Annotated in this window: 16 protein-coding genes and 1 tRNA gene; 9 read left to right on the top strand and 8 right to left on the bottom strand. The window is 54.0% G+C overall.

Features of this window, described 5'->3' with window-relative positions; genetic code table 11:
• Positions 1-119: 119 nt before the first annotated feature.
• From JTN23_RS15370 to hpt, 3 genes are all read right to left on the bottom strand, one after another.
• Positions 120-203: transfer RNA gene (locus JTN23_RS15370), tRNA-Leu, on the bottom strand.
• A gap of 115 nt (positions 204-318) precedes the next feature.
• Positions 319-1716: an MBL fold metallo-hydrolase RNA specificity domain-containing protein gene (locus tag JTN23_RS15365; protein ID WP_247235744.1), complete on the bottom strand. Its 1398-nt coding sequence runs from the start codon at positions 1714-1716 to the stop codon at positions 319-321.
• A 44-nt stretch (positions 1717-1760) separates the two neighbouring features.
• Complete coding sequence (hpt, locus tag JTN23_RS15360) at positions 1761-2291, bottom strand: hypoxanthine phosphoribosyltransferase (RefSeq protein ID WP_247235743.1); 531 nt, start codon at positions 2289-2291, stop codon at positions 1761-1763.
• Positions 2292-2401: 110 nt separating this feature from the next.
• Between hpt and JTN23_RS15355 the strand changes: the two genes are divergently transcribed.
• Positions 2402-3631, top strand: a complete 1230-nt coding sequence (locus tag JTN23_RS15355; RefSeq protein WP_247235742.1) for a tetratricopeptide repeat protein — start codon at positions 2402-2404, stop codon at positions 3629-3631.
• 245 nt (positions 3632-3876) lie between these two features.
• On the opposite strand, the gene JTN23_RS15350 is transcribed toward JTN23_RS15355, so the two are convergent.
• The gene (locus JTN23_RS15350) at positions 3877-4350 is read right to left on the bottom strand and encodes an Lrp/AsnC family transcriptional regulator (RefSeq protein ID WP_207507443.1); all 474 of its coding nucleotides are present in this window, start codon (positions 4348-4350) and stop codon (positions 3877-3879) included.
• A 321-nt stretch (positions 4351-4671) separates the two neighbouring features.
• On the opposite strand from JTN23_RS15350, the gene JTN23_RS15345 reads away from it, so the two are divergent.
• Entirely contained in the window at positions 4672-5586 is a 915-nt protein-coding gene (locus JTN23_RS15345) for a DMT family transporter (protein WP_247235741.1), read from the top strand.
• A gap of 68 nt (positions 5587-5654) precedes the next feature.
• Here the strand turns inward: JTN23_RS15345 and fcl are convergent, their stop codons facing one another.
• On the bottom strand, positions 5655-6596 hold the full coding sequence (gene fcl, locus JTN23_RS15340; protein WP_262918542.1) for a GDP-L-fucose synthase: 942 nt from the start codon (positions 6594-6596) through the stop codon (positions 5655-5657).
• A 99-nt stretch (positions 6597-6695) separates the two neighbouring features.
• Here fcl and JTN23_RS15335 point away from each other — a divergent pair, with 99 nt between their 5' ends.
• Positions 6696-7730, top strand: a complete 1035-nt coding sequence (locus JTN23_RS15335) for a toxin-antitoxin system YwqK family antitoxin (protein ID WP_247235740.1) — start codon at positions 6696-6698, stop codon at positions 7728-7730.
• A gap of 71 nt (positions 7731-7801) precedes the next feature.
• Positions 7802-9541: a hypothetical protein gene (locus JTN23_RS15330; protein WP_247235739.1), complete on the top strand. Its 1740-nt coding sequence runs from the start codon at positions 7802-7804 to the stop codon at positions 9539-9541.
• Positions 9542-9546: 5 nt separating this feature from the next.
• Here the strand turns inward: JTN23_RS15330 and JTN23_RS15325 are convergent, their stop codons facing one another.
• Complete coding sequence (locus tag JTN23_RS15325) at positions 9547-10827, bottom strand: D-alanyl-D-alanine carboxypeptidase/D-alanyl-D-alanine-endopeptidase (RefSeq protein WP_247235738.1); 1281 nt, start codon at positions 10825-10827, stop codon at positions 9547-9549.
• 964 nt (positions 10828-11791) lie between these two features.
• On the opposite strand from JTN23_RS15325, the gene JTN23_RS15320 reads away from it, so the two are divergent.
• The 4 genes from JTN23_RS15320 (at position 11792) to JTN23_RS15305 (ending at position 16907) form a co-directional block, all read left to right on the top strand.
• Positions 11792-13717 (top strand): RecQ family ATP-dependent DNA helicase, encoded by a 1926-nt coding sequence (locus tag JTN23_RS15320; protein WP_247235737.1) that lies wholly within the window; start codon positions 11792-11794, stop codon positions 13715-13717.
• Positions 13714-15156 carry a DUF5723 family protein gene (locus JTN23_RS15315; RefSeq protein WP_247235736.1) on the top strand — a complete coding sequence of 481 codons (1443 nt, stop codon included), beginning with the start codon at positions 13714-13716 and terminating at the stop codon, positions 15154-15156. Before JTN23_RS15320 ends, JTN23_RS15315 begins: the two co-directional genes overlap by 4 nt.
• A 708-nt stretch (positions 15157-15864) precedes the next feature.
• Positions 15865-16314, top strand: coding sequence for a hypothetical protein (locus JTN23_RS15310; protein ID WP_247235735.1), 450 nt, complete (start codon positions 15865-15867; stop codon positions 16312-16314).
• A gap of 257 nt (positions 16315-16571) precedes the next feature.
• Positions 16572-16907 carry a four-helix bundle copper-binding protein gene (locus JTN23_RS15305; RefSeq protein ID WP_247235734.1) on the top strand — a complete coding sequence of 112 codons (336 nt, stop codon included), beginning with the start codon at positions 16572-16574 and terminating at the stop codon, positions 16905-16907.
• 361 nt (positions 16908-17268) lie between these two features.
• Here the strand turns inward: JTN23_RS15305 and JTN23_RS15300 are convergent, their stop codons facing one another.
• On the bottom strand, positions 17269-18654 hold the full coding sequence (locus tag JTN23_RS15300) for a dihydroorotase (RefSeq protein ID WP_247235733.1): 1386 nt from the start codon (positions 18652-18654) through the stop codon (positions 17269-17271).
• Positions 18655-19194: 540 nt separating this feature from the next.
• Between JTN23_RS15300 and JTN23_RS15295 the strand changes: the two genes are divergently transcribed.
• Positions 19195-19404, top strand: coding sequence for a hypothetical protein (locus JTN23_RS15295; protein WP_247235732.1), 210 nt, complete (start codon positions 19195-19197; stop codon positions 19402-19404).
• Between the two features lie 219 nt (positions 19405-19623).
• On the opposite strand, the gene JTN23_RS15290 is transcribed toward JTN23_RS15295, so the two are convergent.
• Positions 19624-19980 carry a four helix bundle protein gene (locus JTN23_RS15290; protein ID WP_247235731.1) on the bottom strand — a complete coding sequence of 119 codons (357 nt, stop codon included), beginning with the start codon at positions 19978-19980 and terminating at the stop codon, positions 19624-19626.
• Between the last annotated feature and the right edge of the window lie 265 nt (positions 19981-20245).

Genomic DNA, 20245 nt, shown 5'->3' with positions numbered 1-20245 from the left:
AGGGACTCAGCGATAATAGGAGGAGCGAAGCGTGCGGATGCAGGTCAGACTACTTTAATAGCCGTAAAAGCAATAATCCTTCTAATTCCTGTTGCCAGTCCTTAGAAGGATTATTTGTGTACCGAAGGCGGGACTCGAACCCGCACAGGGCAACCCCCACACGCCCCTGAAACGTGCGTGTCTACCAATTCCACCACTTCGGCGTACGACGTTTGAGAGTGCAAATATACAGCAACAAATTTTAATTAAGCAAGAGATCAGGCGCAGTAAATGCAGAAAAATTATCGTCCATTGCCTACCCTCTTCTTTTTCAAGCGACTAGAGAGTTACGCTTTCGTACAGTGCCGGAATATGTACCGTAGCAAAGCCGGCCTTCTCCAGCTTAAGCTTGAAGGCTACCTGGGTTTCGTACTCGCCGTGTACCAGAAATACCTGCTTTACCCGCCCGGGATCCTGACAGGACAGGTAGTCGATCATTTCGTTATAGTCGCCGTGGGCGGAGAACGAATCCATTACCTCTACCCGGGCCCTGACTGGTACAGTCTCCCCAAAGATCTTAACCTCCTTGTCACCCCGCCTCAGGGCTCCGCCCAGGGTATTGGGTGCACTGTACCCCACGATCAGGACGGTAGTACTGTGGTCTTCTACGTTGTTGCGGATGTGGTGCTTGATGCGGCCCGCCTCGGCCATTCCGGATGATGATATAATGATACACGGCTCATCCCGCTCGTTCAGCGCCTTGGAGTCGGCCACATCCGAGATGTAGTGCAGGTACGGGAAAGCAAAGGCATCGCCATCCTTCTCGATGTAGTCCAGAATATCTGGATTGAAGTAGTCGCTGTTTTCCTGCATCACCCGCGTGGCCCGTACTGCGAGTGGACTATCAATGTACACCGGCAGCCGGGGTAGTTTACCCTCGCTGGAGAGTTGGTCGAGGGCGTAAATCAGCTCCTGCGTACGATCTACGGCAAAGGCCGGAATCAGAAGCTTGCCGCGTCGCTCTACGCAGGTGTCGTGCACGATCCGGAGCAGGTGGTCCCTCATGTCTGTGTGGGGCTCGTGCTGCCGGTTACCATAGGTAGATTCACAAATGATGTAATCAGCCTGCGGGAATGGCTCCGGGCTCCGTAGTATGCTATCGTTGGGCCTACCGATGTCGCCCGTAAAGGTCAGCTTTTTATATGTACCTCCATCCGGTATAGATAGATGCACCGCCGCACTACCCAGCAGATGGCCCGCATCCGTAAAGAAGGCCTCTACCTCATCATCTCCCAGACTAAAGGGCTGATGGTACTGTACGGCGCGGAACTGGCTCAGGGCCCGCTCGGCATCCTGTGCGTCATAGAGTAGCTCCAGCTCGGGGCGTCCCTGTTTGCGACGACGCTTGTTGATCCGCTCCACATCCTTCTCCTGGATATAGGCGCTGTCCAGGAGCATGAGCCGGCACAGATCAGCCGTGGCGGAAGTGCAGTAGATAGGTCCCCTGAAGCCCTGACGTACCAGCCGGGGTATCAGCCCCGAGTGGTCGATGTGGGCGTGCGAAAGGATCAGGTAGTCGATCTCCGAGGCCTTGAAGCCAAAGTCCTGGTTGAACTCATCCGTCTGGATACCCTGAAACAGGCCGCAGTCCAGCAGTAGGCGGGTACCGCGTTCGGTGGTGATGAGGTGCTTGCTGCCGGTAACGGTACGGGCAGCCCCGAAGAACTGAATACGCATAGGCTAAAAGGTTAAGTCCAGATCAGGTGCGGCAGCGTATTGTGTTACTCCGCCAGCACGTATACAGCATCAAGGTTACGTCCAAGACCGTCATAGTCCAGCCCGTACCCTACCACAAAACGATTCTCGATTTCAAAACCTACGTAGCGCAGGCTAATGGGAGTTTTGAGCGCCTCCGGCTTGTGCAGTAGTGTAGCTACCTCCACCGACGCGGCTCCCTGCTCCTTAAGCTGACTGATCAGCTGGCTCATGGTAAGCCCGGTATCGACGATATCCTCGATAATCACTACCTCACGATCCTGCACCGGTTCGCCCAGGCCCAGGATCTGCTTTACTTTTCCCGTCGACTGCGTCTGCTCGTACGAAGCCAGCCGGATGAAAGTCACACAACAGTCCACCTCCACCTTTTTGAGCAGATCCGACGCAAACATAAAGGCTCCGTTGAGTACCACCACAAACAGCGGATTCCGGCCCCTATATTCACGGTTCATAGTCTCAGCCAGCTCATCAATTCGTTGTGACAGAACCTCCTGGCTAATAAAAGGCGCAAAAACTTTATCTTTTACAGTAACCATATCGTTAATAAGAAGGAGGCGAAATTAGTCTATTTTTCAAAAACACGCCCCCTGCCAAACGTAAATCTCAAATCTAACGTTACTTGGTCAGATTTCCGTAACACCCAAAAATGAAAAGACTGAAAGACCTGTTAATCCTCCTGTTTGTAGTTCTTTCTGCCCTGCCTCAAGCCCAGGCTCAGTTATACTCCTCGGCCGAGCTGGACAAGAACTACGACATGCTCCTGAAAAACCCCGGTGTGCAGATCGAGGCCACTGAGGCTATTAACCTTTTGTATAACTATAAGTTTGACGAAGCCGACAAAGAGTTTCGCTGGCTTAAGTACCGCTACCCCAACCACCCCATGCCGCACTTCCTGATGGGACTGGCGGAGTGGTGGAAAATCGTACCAAATACCGAAAACACCGCCTACGACGACCGGCTGATCGCCCAGATGGACTCCAGCATAGCCCTGGCCGAAAAGCTCTACGAAGAACGGGACAATAAGGTCGAGCCGGCCTTCTTCCTGGCGGCTTCGTATGCTTTCAAAGCCAGGTTGTATTCAGAGCGCAAGATGTGGACGAAGGCGACCTTCGCCGGCAAAAACTCCCTGAAGTACATGGATCAGTCCAAAGGCAACGCTGAGCTGAGCCCGGAACTGCTGTTTGGTGATGGCATCTATAACTACTACGCTGAGTGGATTCCGAAGGAGTACCCCCTGCTCAAGCCCATCCTGGTGTTTTTCCCCAAGGGTAATAAGAAGCTCGGTGCCCAGCAACTGGAAAGGGTAGCCAACAACGCCTTCTATACCCGTGTGGAGGCCCGGTACTTCCTGCTGCAGATTTACAGCATGGAGAACGAATACGGCAAGGCCTACGAAATGGCCAAGTACATGTGGCAGACCTTCCCGGACAACCCTTACTTCGAGAGGTACTTCTGCCGGACGGCCTTCGTAACGGGTCACATGGCCGAAGCACAGCAGGCCGCTTCTAACATCCTGGACAAGATCAACCGAGGTATGCCGGGCTACGAAGGCGTGAGCGGACGCAACGCGGCCTATGTACTGGCCTACTACAACCACAACTACTTCCGCAACTACGACGAAGCCAAAAAGTACTACCAGCAGGCTATCAACTACTCTGTACAGACCAAATCGCTCAATGCTGGGTACTACGTGTCGTCGCTGCTGGGACTGGGCAAGGTGGCCGAAGCCGAAAAAGACCTGGACGAAGCGCAACGCTACTACAAGTTGGCCCTTGACAAAGCCGATCGGAAGTCGAGCCAGCACGACGAAGCCAAGAAAGCCATCGACAACCTCAAGAAGGCCCGCCGTGAAGCTCGTCGCCAGCGCAGGAAATAGGTTTTTAGCTAGTAGGTGTTAGGTATTAGCCGTTAGTATTCTTATCCATGGCCTGTGTCCCCACAGGCCCCGGTTTTCTTCTTTACCACTTATATTTATAATCTAACTAACCAATACAGTTATGCATTAGCGGTTAGTATTTCCTTCATTGAGCCTGATAGCCTATATAAACAAAAATCCCCGCCAGCACCGGCGGGGATTTTCTTTTGAAGAATCAAATGCTATAAACGGTGCTTTCCCTCGATTCAGGGGATAGGCATGGTCTTGCTTTCTTTGAAGGTCGACAGGATCACCATCGTCTGGGTGCTGGCTACCTCTTCTATCTCATTGATCTTTTCCAGCATCAGTTTCTGATAGGTACTGATGTCCTTCGAAATCACCTTGATCAGGAAGTCCCCGGTACCGGTGATATGGTGGCACTCGATGATTTCGGGTATCGAATTTACTTTTTCTACAAATGACTCCGTAACGGCTTTCTTATGACCTACCAGCGATATCTGCACGAAGGTAGTGACGCCCAGGCCTACTTTCTCGGGATCCAGCTGCGCATGGTAACTTTTGATTATGCCTGACTGCTCCAGCTTCTTCACTCGCTCCAGGGTTGGAGCTGGCGAAAGTCCAATTTCTTTGGAAAGCTGCGCATTGGTAATCTTGGCATTTGATTGCAGAATCTCGAGTACTTTACGATCTATGTGATCGAGTTTCAACGTGGAAGACATCTCTTTATGAATGATTTATATGCTATCTGGTTTTGCTCCGCAAAGCTACCAAGATTCCCGAATATAATTACAAAGAAATACTGAATTTTTGTTCAGTGATAAAATTATCGTAGGCAAATATTGGTTTTAACCTTTAAATATTAGGTTTTGAGAATTATACACCTAATCGGCCAAAACGGTAAATTAACCCCTGCACCACCCGCAATGCCTGTGGTTACACCTAAGTACATCTGTATACTACCGGCAAGTACCTGCCACCAGCCGACCGTCGGTTTCCATAGTCAACTCTCCGGCCCCATGTTGTTGCAGTCCAACTAGTAAATGTCTACTATTGTACGTATGTCGGTATCTGCACTACTATCTTTTACTACGGCACTGGCTATCCTGGTACGCATCATAGCCAATCCGCTTTCGAATGTCTTCCAGAAACAACTGACTGCCCGGTCGGCGCACCCGCTATTTATTACTACTACTACCTTTGGCTTCCTGAGTATACTGTGTCTGGCCTTCTCCCCATCGCTCCATCTGCTCCGCCTGCCCCCCACTTTCTGGACTACCATGCTGACTATCGGGTTGCTGTCAGCCGCCGGTAATGTCCTTCTGGTGAAGGCACTTCAGCTGGGTGACCTTTCGGTGCTGGGGCCTATCAATGCCTACAAGTCGGTGGTAAGTATAGTACTGGGGGTTGTGCTGCTGGGCGAAGTACCCGGCTGGCTCGGCCTCGCCGGAGTGGTGTGCATCATAGCAGGCAGCTACTTTGTACTGGATTCGGGTACTTCCGACTCCTGGTCGTGGGACGTACTCCGCCAGCCCGAAATACGCTACCGGCTGGCGGCTCTGGTATGTACCGCTACCGAAGCTGTCTTTATCAAGAAGGCCGTGTTGCTTTCTTCACCGGCCATCTCCTTTGTCTTCTGGTGTATCCTGGGCTTTGTAGTCTCCCTAGTCTGGGTAGCCATCGCGCTACGTCACCAGTGGCGGCAGCAACTGGCACTGGCACATACCCACTGGCGTACGTACCTGCTGCTATTTCTGTCGGTGGGGTTGATGCAGCTTTCGACCAACTTTGCCTTTGAGGGTATTCAGGTAGGGTACGCGCTGGCCCTGTTCCAGCTTTCGGCGGTACTGAGCGTACTATTTGGCTACCGCTTCTTTCAGGAGAAGAACATCCGCCGCAAGCTCATCGGCGCGTTTATTATGGTGGCCGGGGCCGTACTGATTACGCTGACGGCCTAAATACCAGTAGCCCCTGCCGCACAGGAATGGATCCTACCCGGCAGGGGCTACCTGAGAAGTATATTCTATTATACCGCGTATTCTTCGATCTTCTGCAGGAAGTCCTGGTAGGTAGCGCGTATGCCCTCTTCCAGTTCAATCCGGTGCTTCCACCCCAGCCCGTGCAGCTTGCTTACGTCCATGAGTTTACGGGGGGTACCATCGGGTTTATCCGTGTTCCATTTGATCTCACCTTCGTAGCCTACCACGCTCCGGATCAGCTCGGCCAGGGACTTGATGGTGACGTCATCCCCTACTCCGATGTTGATCAGTTCCGGCTCGCTGTAGTGGTCCATGAGGTAGCAGCAGGCATCGGCCAGGTCGTCGGCGTGCAGAAACTCCCGGCGGGGCGAGCCCGTTCCCCATAGCTCCACGTACGGCTTACCCTCTACCTTCGCCTCATGAAACTTCCGGATCATGGCCGGCAGCACGTGTGAGTTGTTCAGGTCGTAGTTGTCGTTGGGGCCGTACAGGTTGGTAGGCATGACGCTGATGAAGTCACAGCCGTACTGGCTGCGGTAGGATTCGCAGAGCTTGATGCCCGCGATCTTGGCAATGGCATAGGGCTCGTTGGTCGGTTCCAGCAGGCCGGTCAGCAGGTAGTCTTCCCGCAGCGGCTGGGGAGCCATCTTGGGATAGATACACGACGAGCCCAGGAAGAGCAGCTTCCTGACTCCTACCCGGTAGGCGCTGTCGATGACGTTATTCTGAATCTGTAAGTTATCCAGCAAAAATTCGGCACGATAGATGTTATTAGCCATGATACCTCCTACCTTGGCAGCCGCCAGGAACACGTACTCAGGGCGTTCGGCCTCAAAAAAATCACGAACCGCCTGCTGGTTGCGCAGGTCCAGCTGGGACGAGGTACGAAATACGAAATTGGTAAATCCATCGGCCTGTAAACGGCGCAGAATAGCAGAGCCCACCATACCCCGGTGGCCGGCGATGTAGATTTTAGCGTTTTTTTCCAAGGTGCAGAGAAGTTTGTTAATTTGTGGGTCAATAACCCTGATCTCCATTCGTTACAAATGTACTAATCTTGCCCAGAAACAATAGTTAAAAATTATCCTATGCAAAGGAGTATTATCGGATGTTGTATGGTGTGGATAAGCCTCTCTGCCGTGGCGTGGGCTCAGACCGATAAACCCAAAAAATCAGGCAAAGAACGTATACAGCAAACGCAGGCCCGAACGGATTCCCTGCGTGACCGGCTACGTTCGGCCGGGCTGGACGTGCAGTTGCCCGGGCTCAGCCCTACCGGCTCAGTAGCCCTGCCTGGTGGCAAGAGCAAGGCCGCCAGCCTCTCTACCCTGCTGGGAGAAGACATCCCTGATCTGGGCCTGAAAGTACAGGAGTATAAAGACCGCCGCAGCGAGAAACGCCGCAAAGCCCAAAAGTCCAAGCTAGCCAGGGTACAGTACGAGGGGGTACCTATGGAGAAAATGGCGGTGAAGTTTGGAAGTGGCGACCGCGCTACCATCGAAGAATTTCACGTGCTGAAAGAGTACCAGCCTATCAATCCCTACGTCCGTAACGCCCAGACTCGCTGGTACGATCTGAAAAAGAAAAACCTGAGCTCGTCGTTGATCAAGGAGAAGAAAGAGGCCCTCCCGCTGCACGGCCCCTACAAGCGCTACGTAGCCGGTGTCCTGGTCGAGGAAGGGTACTACTATATGGGTACCAAAGATGGCCGTTGGGCCCGCTACGACTCCAAGTACACCCTGCTCGATAAGAGCCACTGGTACCGGGGCTTCCCCGCTGAGTCACGCATCACCTGGTACGACTCGGCTCATACCAAGATCAAGGAAGTCATACCCGTACAGTACGGCATCGTGGACGGCGAGTACCTGAGATTCTACGACGGAGGCCAGCTCATGACCTCAGGCAAGTACGAGCGGGGCAAAAAGGTAGGCCGCTGGGTGGAGTACTACCAGTACCGCCGCCAGCGCAAGCAGGAGGTCCAGTACCCCAAGAGCTGCTGGGACGAAGAGTTCGAGCCGTTCGTACTGCGCGAGTGGGACGACAAAGGAAAAATGCTCTATGACTACTCCAAAGATCCGCGAGCTTCGGCGGAAGCAGAAGCGGAGGTTGAGAACGATAACTAAGCCTTTACGGGTAGTTACTCCAAATCTTTTCTATTTTTGGCGTTGTGTTCTACTAACAGAGCGCCTTTTTTATGGAAATACTCCCACGGAACCAGTATTTGTCAGAAAAGAATCAAAGGCTTACGTCCCCACGGATGCCTCCCCACTGGCTGGCGGTAGCAGCCTGCCTGCTCCCCCTGCTCCTGTACGCATGGGCTTTCTTCAGGGTAGCCTATAATGTCAATTACATTGCCTACGACGATATCACCATCCTCAGCGTGATTCCCGGCTTTGACGAAGCCTCCTGGCCCGAGCGCTGGCGTCGTCTTACGGATCTTTTCCCCGAGCACCGCCTGGTATTCTCCCGCTCGCTGGTCCTGCTATTCTACGAACTGTCCGGGCGCGTCAACCTGGTTTGGCTCATGATCATTGCCAACGTAGCCTGGGCAGGCTGCGCCTGGCTTTTCTACCGGGTCTTCCGCAGGCTCCACCTCTCCCTCTGGTACTTTGTGCCGGTGATGTGGATCTGGTTTAATATCCAGTCTTTCGAGAATATCTACTGGGGTGTTAGTTCTCTGGCCAACTTCGGAGTACTATTTTTTGCCCTGCTGGCCCTGTACCTGGCTACGCACTATCCCCAGCGACTCCTGGCGTCTCTGCTGGCGGCTATCGCGGCTACCTTTACCTATGGCAATGGCCTTATGATCTTTCCGGTACTGGCTGGGCTGGCCTGGATCACCGGCCGCAAGAAAGACTTCTTCATTATAGCGGCCGTAGCGGTCGCTACCAGCATTATCTACTTCATCGACTTTACGCCCATTACCGAGAGCATGAGCCTGACCAACCCTACGCAGGTGCAGCAGGCCATTGCCAGCCTCTTCGGCTTTATTGGCTCCATAGCTACGCTCTGGGGCTACGCCGCCTACAACGGCCAGACCCACATGCTCTACCTGGCCGTACCCGTAGGGGTAGTGATGGTAGCTCTGCTGCTGTGGGTCTACCGGGCCCATCTGCCCTCTATCATCCGCTCCGTCTGGAGTAAGCCGGTGCAGCTTTCACCGGCGGCGCAGTTTGCGCTGGTCACTGCGCTCTTTGTAGCCATCACTACCTTTGCCGTGGTTTACAAGCGTATTCCTATTGATGAGTTCCACGGTATGTTCAAGGGCCGTTACCGCATGTACTCGGCCATGTGGCTGGTAGCGCTCTATCTGGGGGCCATTACCCTGCATACCCTTCGTTTCCGTATGCTGGGGCTACTGATTGCCGGCAGTATGGTGCTGAACCTCGCCCTGCTGTATACCAACTTTGCAGCGGCCGTTGAAAACCGCCGCCAGGCTATTGCGCTGGAGTTTAACTCCCGCTACAATGCCGATTGGCTGGGTCTGAAGATGTTTGATATAGATCAGGCCTATTTCGAGAAGATTCGCTCCTACTACGGCTCCGACGATCCGCTGGCCGAGGGCTGGAACCCGCGGCAGGTGAGCGCCCCCCTGCCCTGCGTGGGATCTTACCCGATCGATAGCGTCTACGCGCAGGGGGGAGGTATCAATGTGTACTCGACGCAGGATTTTTTTGAAGCGGAAAAAGACTATACCGATGGCCCTTACGTCCTGCTCAAATCCGACACCCATATTTACGCCTCTCCCCCCGGCTTGAACGCCCTACCGGCGCGTACCTTTTTCCGGAGGCTCCGGTACTTTGGCCGCGGGTTCAACGCGTCCTTCTTCCAGGCCAGTATTGAGCCCGGTACCTACCAGATCTACCTGCTGGTTCGCCAGAACGGCATCAATAAGATCTACTGTACCGACCGTACCTGGGTCGAAAAGGACTGACGGACTTAGTACCGCCGGTGCAGCCCCGTTAATACCCGCTCTACTTCTTTCCGGATTTCGGACGTAGGGCGGGTATAGTTATTATTCATGAAGCTAAACAGCAGCGTCCGGCCCTTCCGGGTTACCAGGTAGCCACTCAGGCTGTAGTTATTGCTTAGCGATCCGGTCTTGGCAAACACATAGGGTTCCCCGCTGCCCTTGAACATATTCCGTAGGGTACCCGTCTTGCCTCCCTGCGGCAGGATCGCGAACAGCCGCTCCCGGGGTACCTTGTTGTATATTTTGTCCAGCAGCTTTACCTGGGTGCGCGGCGTAAACAGGTTGTAGCGCGATAGTCCCGAGCCATCACGCCATACCGGCCGGTCGGGCAGGTCGGCCAGGTGGTGCTCCAGGACGTGCTCGATGGCCTGTTCAGTGTTGAGCGGCAACCCATTGGCTGTCGCGTAGAGCAGCATCAGTTGCTCGGCCAGCATATTGTCACTCACCTGCATCATACGGGCGTAGAGCGAATCCGAAGGTATACTGTACACGGTACTGAAGCGTACCTCTTCCAATGGCTCCTCTATCACTCCCACCGGCCGGTTCAGCGCATGGGCCAGCAGGTCCGCCGTGACCTGGTGCGACATCTTCACCGGTACGTCCTGCTCCAGACCCGCCGGGAGCGCGTACAGCGAATGGCGAAACAGGTTCCGGTCCTCATCGCGCCGGATCCCCGATACGGCCGGGTCGGTCAGCAGGGAGTCGGCCCAGTAGCGCGGGCCCACGTACAGCAGCCGGGCCGAGTCACTCACAAAACGTGCGAAGTTACCGTAGACCGGCAGCGGCGACCGCTCGGGCTGGTAGTAGTCGTTGTAGTCGCTCCACGCCCAGCCCGGCCCAAAGCGCTCGTCCTGGAAGTTAGTGGGGGAGAAATAGAGCTGCTCCGGACGCCCTCGCAGAAAGCTGTATACCGCGCTCCTCGTCAGGTCGGGGTGCAGCAGCGACGGATCACCCGTGCCCCAGAATATCAGGCTATCCCCCCGGAGGATGTACTGCAGCCCCGGTAGTGAGTCGCCCAGGGCCGAAAGTCCGGCGTAGAGGCTGAATAATTTAGTATTGGACGCTGGCGTAAAGTACTTGTCGGCCTGGTGGGCCGCCAGTGTTTTCTGCCGGGCCGGGTCGTATATCGCTATGCCTACGTGGTGTCCGCTCAACACCGGTGATTTTTTCACTTCCCGCTTCACGTAGTGGGACACTGAGCAGCTGGATAGGGAAAGAATACTTAATACAAAAAGGAGTAAACGCATGTAGGGTGAAGGTAAAAGGATAATATATAAGTTCAATATTCTGATGTAGGCTCAATATTCTGAAGTAAGCTCAATGCTATTTTGAGGATATTCAGACTTTTTAGAGCTAGCTAACGTTTGCCCTCACGGCCGGGCGGGCCCCGCCCTCTCAACGCCGCTGGCATATTTATAGCCCTGCGCTGTCCAGCCGCACACAGGCCATAAATATAGGCGGCTTATGAGAGGGCTGCTAGATTTTGCATATTTCATGTTTAGTAGCGTCAGTACTTTTACTTCATACTTGACAGTAAATGCTTACGCTACCAATAGGCACACTATCGAGATTCCCAGCTCTCCCTTAAGCTGTTCACCAATCTAATTTTTTAACCTGTTTTGCCTTAATCTTACTTTTAGGATAAAGCTTAGGCTCGCCCTCCTCCACCGGGCGGGCCAATTCCATTGCGGGACGTTCTCCCCACGCCTCTGTAAACTGTGGGCCTGCGCTAGGCTCACGCACAAATGCCCACACTTTAAGGTCGGCTTAGGGGAGAGCTGAGAAACTTAGCAGATTGCATATTGGTAACGATGAATCCATTTTAATTAGTAACTCTTACCGTTACTAAACATGAATAATGTTAACTCTAACAGCTACCCCATAAGCCACCTTGTTTTACAGCCATTTGTGCGGCTGGCTTTGCGCAGGGCTGTAAAATTTAGTGGTGTTGGGGTAGCGGGGCCCGCCCGGCCGCGAGGGCGAAAGCTGGCATTAACCAAGAAGGCTAGGAAGAGGACAAACATTGGCTTAACCCGAACAACTAGGCTTTAAGAGCTTTGTAATAGTATCGATCAAAACATACGCTACCTCTAACACCCACTAATCAACGAATATAGGGGATGAGGTGGGATATTTGGCAGGACAATTATCTGAATTATGGCCCTGATTTAAGTACTTTGCGGGTAGGAACAGCTACGGCAGAAGAGCGCTATGAACGATATTCAGGGAATATTAAAGCAATACTGGGGTTACGACGGTTTCCGACCGGTTCAGGAAGAGGCGATCCGGTCGGTGCTGGCGGGGCACGATACCCTCGTACTGCTCCCCACCGGCGGGGGGAAGTCGGTCTGCTTTCAGGTACCGGTGCTGGCTCAGGAGGGGGTGTGTATCGTGGTCACGCCGCTGATCGCCCTCATGAAAGACCAGGTCGAGCAGCTCCGGCGTCGCCATATCCCGGCGGCGGCTATCCACGCCGGTATGAACCGCCACGAGATCGACATTACCCTCGACAACTGCATCCACGGACAGACCAGGTTCCTCTACGTATCGCCGGAGCGCCTGCGCACCGACATCATGATCGAGCGTACCAAGCAGATGAAGGTATGCCTGCTGGCAGTCGACGAAGCCCACTGTATCTCGGCCTGGGGCTACGACTTCCGCCCTTCGTACCTGCTCATCGCGGAGTTCCGCGAGTTACTACCGGGTGTACCCATCATGGCCCTCACCGCGTCGGCTACGGCGGAGGTGCAGGCTGACATCCAGGAGAAGCTGGAGATGCGGCAGCCCCGGGTATTCCGGCAGTCGTTTGCCCGCGCCAACCTGTCCTACTCCGCTTTCCACGAAGAGAGCAAAGACCGCAAGCTGCTCCAGATCCTGCAGAAGGTACCCGGTACGGCTATCGTATATGTACGTACGCGCAAACGCACCCAGCAGGTTTCCGACTGGCTCAACCAGCAGGGCATCCGGTCCGACTTCTACCACGCGGGCCTCACCTTTCGCGACCGCTCCGATAAGCAGACGGCCTGGCTGCGCAACCGCATCCGCGTCATTGTAGCCACCAATGCCTTTGGTATGGGTATCGACAAGCCCGACGTGCGCAGCGTGATTCACCTCGACCTGCCCGATACCCTCGAGGCCTACTACCAGGAAGCCGGGCGGGCCGGACGCGACGGGCGCAAAGCCTACGCGGTAGCCCTGTTTCAGAGCAAAGACGCCGGGGAGATGGAGAAGAACATCGAGCGCCAGTACCCACCCGCCGAGCTGCTGCGCCGGGTGTACCAGTCGCTCGCCAACTACTTCCGGGTACCCGTGGGCGGGGGCGAGTTCAGCAGCTACGACCTCGACATGCACGAGTTTACCGGTATTTTCGGATTACCCGTTTCTGATACCCACTTTGCCCTGCGGCTCCTCCAGGACGAAGGTTTCATCCAGCTCAGCGAAGCCTACAACTCCCCGTCGAAGCTGCACTTTATGGTTGATAACCAGCAGCTGTACGACTTCCAGATCCGCTACCCCGACTACGACACCTTCGTACGGCTACTGCTCCGGATGTACGGCGGCGAGCTGTTTACGGGCTACGTCAATATCTCCGAAACCGACATTGCCCAGACCTACTACGTGCCGGTTCCGGAGGTACAGCAGCGTTTGAATTTCCTGCAGGAGCGCGATATGGTCCATTACGAGAAGCAGCGCGACAAGCCCCAGCTTACCTTCCTGACGCCCCGCTATGAGGCCAGCCAGCTGCCCCTGAACCTGTACGAGATCCAGAAGAAAAAGGAGCGGGATCTGAGCAAGGTCCAGGCGGTGATCCACTACGTACAGCACCAGCAGCAGTGCCGTACCCTGCTCCTGCTCGACTACTTCAACGAGCCCAACGGTGAGCCCTGCGGCCTCTGCGACGTGTGCATCCGCAAGCGCAAATCAGATACCGTTCACGAAACGGATACACAGTTGAGGCAGAATATCGTGTTACACTTACAGCAGTACGGTCCCGTGGCCCCGCGCCCGCTGAGCCAGGCTTTTGGTACTGTTCCCGAAAAACAACTGCTCCATACGGTGCGTTACCTTATCGAGCAGGAGATTCTTGTGTATGACGAAATCGGAAAATTAGCTTTAAACCCGCGCCAGCCCCCATGACCAAACCTCTTTTCAGGTACTTTGCCTTTTTGCTACTAGCCATTCTCACATTACCCTCTGCCCGGGCTCAGCAGGTACCCGGCCTCCACCTCAGCAACTACGGCGGCCTCTACCGCACCACCTACAACCCCTCCACGCTCGGAGGCTCACGCTACCGCTGGCAGGTCAACTTTACTACCCTGGGTAGCACCATCAACAACCGCTACTTTATTTTCCTAGGCCGCAACTCCCTGTTTTACCCGCTGCTGGCCCCCCACTCCACCGACGAGCTGTACGGCCGCTCCCGTACCATGGGCTCCATTACGCAGCAGGATCCGGTCCACCTGGTGAGTGATATACGCTGGCCTTCGGCCATGGTATCCATCGGCAAGCGCCACGGGGTAGCCTTCCAGCTACGCTCACGGGGGTACGTACAGGGTACCAACATTCCCGAAGGCATTCGTACCCTCTACTTCCGACGCCTCGATACCCCGGCTACGCCCGTACAGGAAGGGATCTGGGGCGACTTTAATCTTCTGCAGCAAAGTTTTTCGGAAGCCAGCTTCTCGTACGGACTCATGCTGCTGGACCTGCCCTCGCACAAGCTCCGCGTAGGAGGTACTGCCAAAAAAATATTCGGAGCGCGCGCTGCCTACCTGCGTGGCTCCGTCGATAGCTACGAGATCCAGGCCACCGGCACCACCGAAGACGAAAAAGAACTGGCCCTGAACGGCTTCACCTACGAAAGCGGGTACAGCCATCCCAACCAGCCACTGCAGCTCAACAACCTGTTCGACGCCAACCAGTACGCGCAGGGCTGGGGCTACGACCTGGGCGCCAGCTACGAGCTGGGCTCCTACTGGACCAACCGGGGCAACAATAAGAAACGAACCGAAAAATTCACCGACGGCCGTCCGGGCTACCTGGTCCGGTTGTCGGCCTCGCTGACCGACCTCGGCTCCATCCGGTACGGGACCACCAACAGCCGCGTCATCAGTGGGCAGCAGAGCCGGTCCGTGATTGGGCAGAGGGCTCTGGAGACCATCGCCGACCGCGGGCCGGAGGGCTTCGCGTCGTTGTTCCCGGCTCAGTCTACTACCGCACTGGCTGGTAAGGTCTCCCTGCCCTCGGCCGTGCACCTCGAAGCGGATGTTCAGCTGCTCAAGGCATTCTTTGTGAATGTCGCCCGCACCCGTCACTACGGACAGCCTGACTCGCCCCTGGCCGTGATGCAGCCCAGCATCATGACCATCACGCCCCGCTTTGAAGGCGAAGACTCCGACTTTGCCTTTCCCATATCCTTCATTGAGGGCAACGGCAAAGCGTCCATTGGTTTTCTGGCCCGCTTCGGTCCCGCCCACGTTGGGTTCAGCAACTTCAACGGCCTCATCGGGAAAGGCGCCACCCGGGGCTCCTTTGTCTACCTGGGCCTCTCCGCCTGGAACTTCAGGAAGCAATAATCAGTGACCAGTGACCAATGACCAACTAGTAATCAGGAGGAAAGGGCACCAGTCAGTGAGCAGTGACCAATTACCATTTATAGGGGATGGGAGGAGAATAGCAGGAAGGGCGGTGACAGGATGAGAGAACCAGTTACCGCCCTTCCTGATAGAAGTACAAACAGATTAGCATAAAAGTAACTTACTTATCAGGAGGAGGAAGCACCGGATTTTCACTTTCCCGTATATACCCCAGCCCCCTGCTGGGGCTGTCCATCCCTATATTAACTTCCTACCCATTCCCCCTTTATAAAATGACTAACGGTCATTCCTCACTAACAATTGGTCATTGAATAATTTGATCCCTCTTTTTGCCTGCTTCAAACTCTATATTTGGCAATTCATCTTTTTTTAGTTTTTCCGTGCAACCTTTCTTTCCAAATTTGTATCCATAGTACAATGAGGCACTTTTGCATCCATTAGCCAGACAGAAAGCGGAAAAGCAGCAGAGGGAGACTCCTATTGACTACCAAAGGATTACCCTCTTATTTCAGGAATATTAATTTTAATAAATTTTAACAAAAAACAAGGTACTATGTGTTGCATAGTACTATATAAAATTCTACCTTTGTTGAGTAGATGATCGATTGAGGAGCCAGTGAGTTAACGATATCAACAACCCAAAGCCAAAAGCAGACTGCTGAGAGCTTACTATCCTTAAATACAGCCATGAAAACGTTGAAACTACTGATCGTGATGATGTTGATTAGCCTCCAGGTAAGCGCTACGGGCTACTCTCACAATATGTTTGTGGCCCAGAAGATGCTCAAGGCTAAGAAGGAGGTGCGTAAGTCGGCTCCCAAAGCGCAGGAAGCGGCCAGCGTGGCACCGGCCAGCGTGGCACCGGCCAGCGTGGCACCGGCCAGCGTAGCATCGGCCCGCGTGGCGGTAGTGAAAGCAACTCCTCGTGTCACTACTACTCCTTCGGATCAGGAGGAAGTAAAAACAGCTGAGCTGACTCCCGCCGCATTTACACAGCACCTGGCCCGCTGGATCGTAGGCTTTGTATGCTCCGACAGCAACGGGGACGAGAAAGCCAGCGGTGACTCTGATGGTGAGCGCTCCATGAGCAGCCATCTGGTAACGCTGGTAGAGCGGGTCATCTACGCACTGGTATAGCCCATCCGGCATTCCCTGCCCGACTATTAGATTTTACAGATAAAAAAAGCAGCTACAACCCAAGTTGTAGCTGCTTTTTTTGTTGCATTCCCCAACGTACAAGATTTTCCCCAGACTTTGTAACCGCTTCCCGCCCCGCTTCCCCCTCAATCCGCTTTTCAGGGCATTTTGGGGGCATCTGCCCCAGCGGGTCTGGTTTTTTAAAGCTCTCTCCTCACCTACTTGATTGTTCTCAACTATACAAACTTTAAATTACCATGAAGAGAGAAGTTATACCCTGCGTGGAAGCATGCCTGGCCTGCTACACCGCCTGTCTGGATTGTGCGAATGAAGGCATCAAAATGGCCAGCGAAGCCATGATCAACTGCATCCAGACCTGTCTGGACTGCGCCGAAATGTGTAACCTCTGCGCACGCTTTTCCGCTACTGACTCTGACTACCTCCGCAAGGTTTGTACGCTCTGCGCCGACCTATGTCACGCCTGCGCCGCTGAATGCGAAAAATTTGATGATGAATACTGCCGCATCTGCGCCGAAGCCTGCCGTACCTGCGCCGCCGAGTGCGAAGCCATGAATGAGGTAATGGTATTTTGAGGCTTTGATAAAGCTATAAGCCGTATGCTTTAGGCCATACGCTTCAGGCGACCGGCTTACCAAAGACACTACTGATACTATACACACTACATAATTATATACACCTATATCAACTGTATGAAGCCTGCTTTTGCCCACGGCCCGGCCTCCAGCGCCGGGCAGGCCAGTACATCCAGGTTGATGTAGTACTTACAGCATACTTCCACACTACAAAGTACCTCTCTATTCTTTCCCCCGTTCAAAGGAAACACATGAGGTATTGTACCACGCCCCATACCACCTGTAGCGTTCACTAACCAATGGTCACTGCCCAATTGGTCACTGGTCACTGTATAATTGGTCACTGGATATTGGTCACTGGTCATTGCCTGTCAAACTCCATCCGTTCCCCCTGCTTCGTCTCGTGGAATCCCCCCTCTTCGTAGGCCAGGTGTCCCGATACGAACGTATGGGTCACGCGGGAGCCGAAGGTCGTACTTTCCAAGGGCGACCAGCCGCACTGGTAGTGAACCGATCCGGGGGTTACCTCTGTCTGCTGGTTCAGGTCCACCAGCACCAGGTCGGCCCAGTAGCCCTCGCGCACGTAGCCCCGCTCCCGGATCTGGAAGCAGTCCGCTACGGCGTGGCACATTTTATCCACCACCCGCTCCAGCGTAATCTTTCCCTGCCGGTGGAATTCCAGCATCACATGCAGCGAGTGCTGCACCAGCGGCAAGCCTGATGGCGCCTGCCAGTAGCCCTGTCCTTTTTCATCCAGCGTATGGGGGGCGTGGTCGGTCGCGATCACGTCGATGCGGTCGTCGAGCAGGGCCTGGAAGATCTGCTCCTTGTGGTGCGGCGCCTTGATGGCCGGATTGCACTTGATCTTATTACCGAGCCTCCGGTAGTCTTCCGCACTAAACCACAGGTGGTGTACGCAGGCCTCCGCCGTCACCAGCTTGGGCGAGCCATCCGGGCGCAGGATCTTCCCGTTGGTGCGAGTCCCCACCTCGAACAGGGCCGTCTCCTCCCCCGTCGAGATGTGCAGGATGTGCAGGCGCGTGCCGTGCCGGTGCGCCAAGGCCGACGCAAACTGTGATGATTTCAGGCAGGCCTCCTCGTTGCGCACAATGGCGTGAATGTCGTAGGGCACCTGATCGCCGTACTTCTCCTTATAGTACTCCATGCGCTGCCGCACCGTAGGCTCATCCTCGCAGTGGGTGGCAATGATACAGGGCGCACCCGCAAACAGCCGCTCCAGTACTTCCGGCGCATCTACCAGCATATTGCCCGTTGAAGAACCCATGAATATCTTGATGCCGCACACCCGGCTCGGGTCGGTACGCATGACCTCGTCGTAGTTGTCGTTGGAGGCACCCATAAAGAAGGAGTAGTTGGCCAGCGATGTCCGGGCCGCGATCTGGTACTTGTCTTCCAGCAGGGCCTGCGTGAGCGCGTTGGGTACCGTATTGGGCATCTCCATAAACGAAGTCACCCCACCCGCTACGGCGGCCCGCGCCTCCGAGCCAATGGTGGCCTTATGCGTCAGGCCCGGCTCCCGAAAGTGTACCTGGTCATCGATCACACCCGGCAGCAGGTACTTCCCACCCGCATCCACGGTCCGGTCAGCCGCTTCGTGCTGCAGGTCCTTACCAATTTTCTCAATGCGTCCGTTCCGGATCAGCAGGTCCGTTTCCTGTATGGTTCCTTCATTGACCAGGCGAGCGTTCAGTATGAGCGTACTTTTGTTCTGAGTATATGAGTTCATGAGTCTATGAGTTTATGAGTACAGTGGCTGGTTAGGTTTTGAACCGCCCGGCGGCCCGGCACAGAGGAGAATGAGCGGTACGCCGCCCGGGTTTTGCACCGAGTTACACAGAGTCTGTACCTCTATACCTTTGAGTAGCCACTCCCACAAAAGTACACCATTTCATTTTCCCACGACCAAAATCCCCCTCCCCTATTTATCCCCCATCCATCATCAGCAACTGAAAACTAACGATCACTGGTACCTGGACATTGGCAACTGACGGTCCGCCGCTGCGGTCAATGTACATTGGTCACTGGTCACTGGTAACTGGTAATTTAAAACTGGTCACTGGTCACTGGCGGCCCGCCGCTGCGGTCATTGAAAACCTGTGGCTGCTTTTCCCCATTCACCTTCTCTTCCGTAGGAGTATACGTAGGGAATACTTTTAGTAAAGTAGGCTGGTAGTAGTATGGCTGGGGAGAGACGGGAGAGGCAACAGAAAAGGCTATATTCCTGAGCAAGCTAACACCTAATCACTAACAGCTAAATACCTGATATATGAAAACACTCGGAATCATCCTCGCGGTAGTAGGTCTGGCGATGCTGCTCTTTGGCGGCTTCAGCTACCAGACCGAAGAAAAAGTGGCCGACATCGGTCCCATCGAAATCAACGCCGACAAAACCAAAGAGGTCGCCTGGCCTACCTACGCCGGCGTCATCGTCCTCGTCGCCGGCATCGGCCTGGTCGTGCTGGATAGGAAAAAATAATTTTTTCAGTGACCAGTGACCAGTTATCAGTGACCAATGTGCAGTGACCAATAACCGTCACGGTGGCTCCTCCGGGAGGAGCTTTGACAGGTAAGGGGACTCGGAAGGAAAGGCGTGATGTCCGATTCTTACTGAGTCCTCTATTACGTCTTCCGGTATTTACGACTAAATTGTATCAAAAGCTAGACATAGATTAATGAATAAACAACGCAATCCCTGTCACTGATTGATTCTTGTTGTTTTCAGGATGGCGAACATCAGCTTGGAGAGCTCCTGGGCGTCAGTATCCATACTGGTATATATTTTTTCCTCTATGAACCCTGTATCTTTTAGCAGAGAGAGCCAGTACTTCGTCTCTAGACACTCTTTGTAGGCAATGGATATCTTATTGGAGAAGTCAGCCTTGGATATGGCTCCGTTGGCTTCGGACACATTAGCTCCAATTGAGGTACCCGCCCGCAACAACTGCTTCGAAAGCACAAACTCTTTCTTCTCCCCACTTAGGAACTGATACAACTTTACAATACGTATGGCAAAAGCATACGCCTTCTGATATAAAAGATTATCCTCTTTCATATGTATCTAGCCTATTTAATACATTAATAAATTCCCCTTTACTCATCATTGTTCACCCCTGGCTATATTCTTTTCTTTTCTAAATTTAGAAAATCTCATCCCAAATTAATAGATATGTTGCATCGGTGAAAACTAGCTAGTTAGTCAAGTAGAAGTTCCACAATCCGGCGCAAACCTCCACTGTATCACTGTACATTTTACAATTGTGGATTCGCAAACGGTCGGACAGAATACGGTAACGTTTCATACCGCCGATAGCATGTTC

The organism is Telluribacter roseus (assembly GCF_017355915.2).
In the GTDB taxonomy this organism is placed as follows: domain Bacteria; phylum Bacteroidota; class Bacteroidia; order Cytophagales; family Spirosomataceae; genus Telluribacter.
This window is presented reverse-complemented; position numbering and strand designations above follow the sequence as displayed.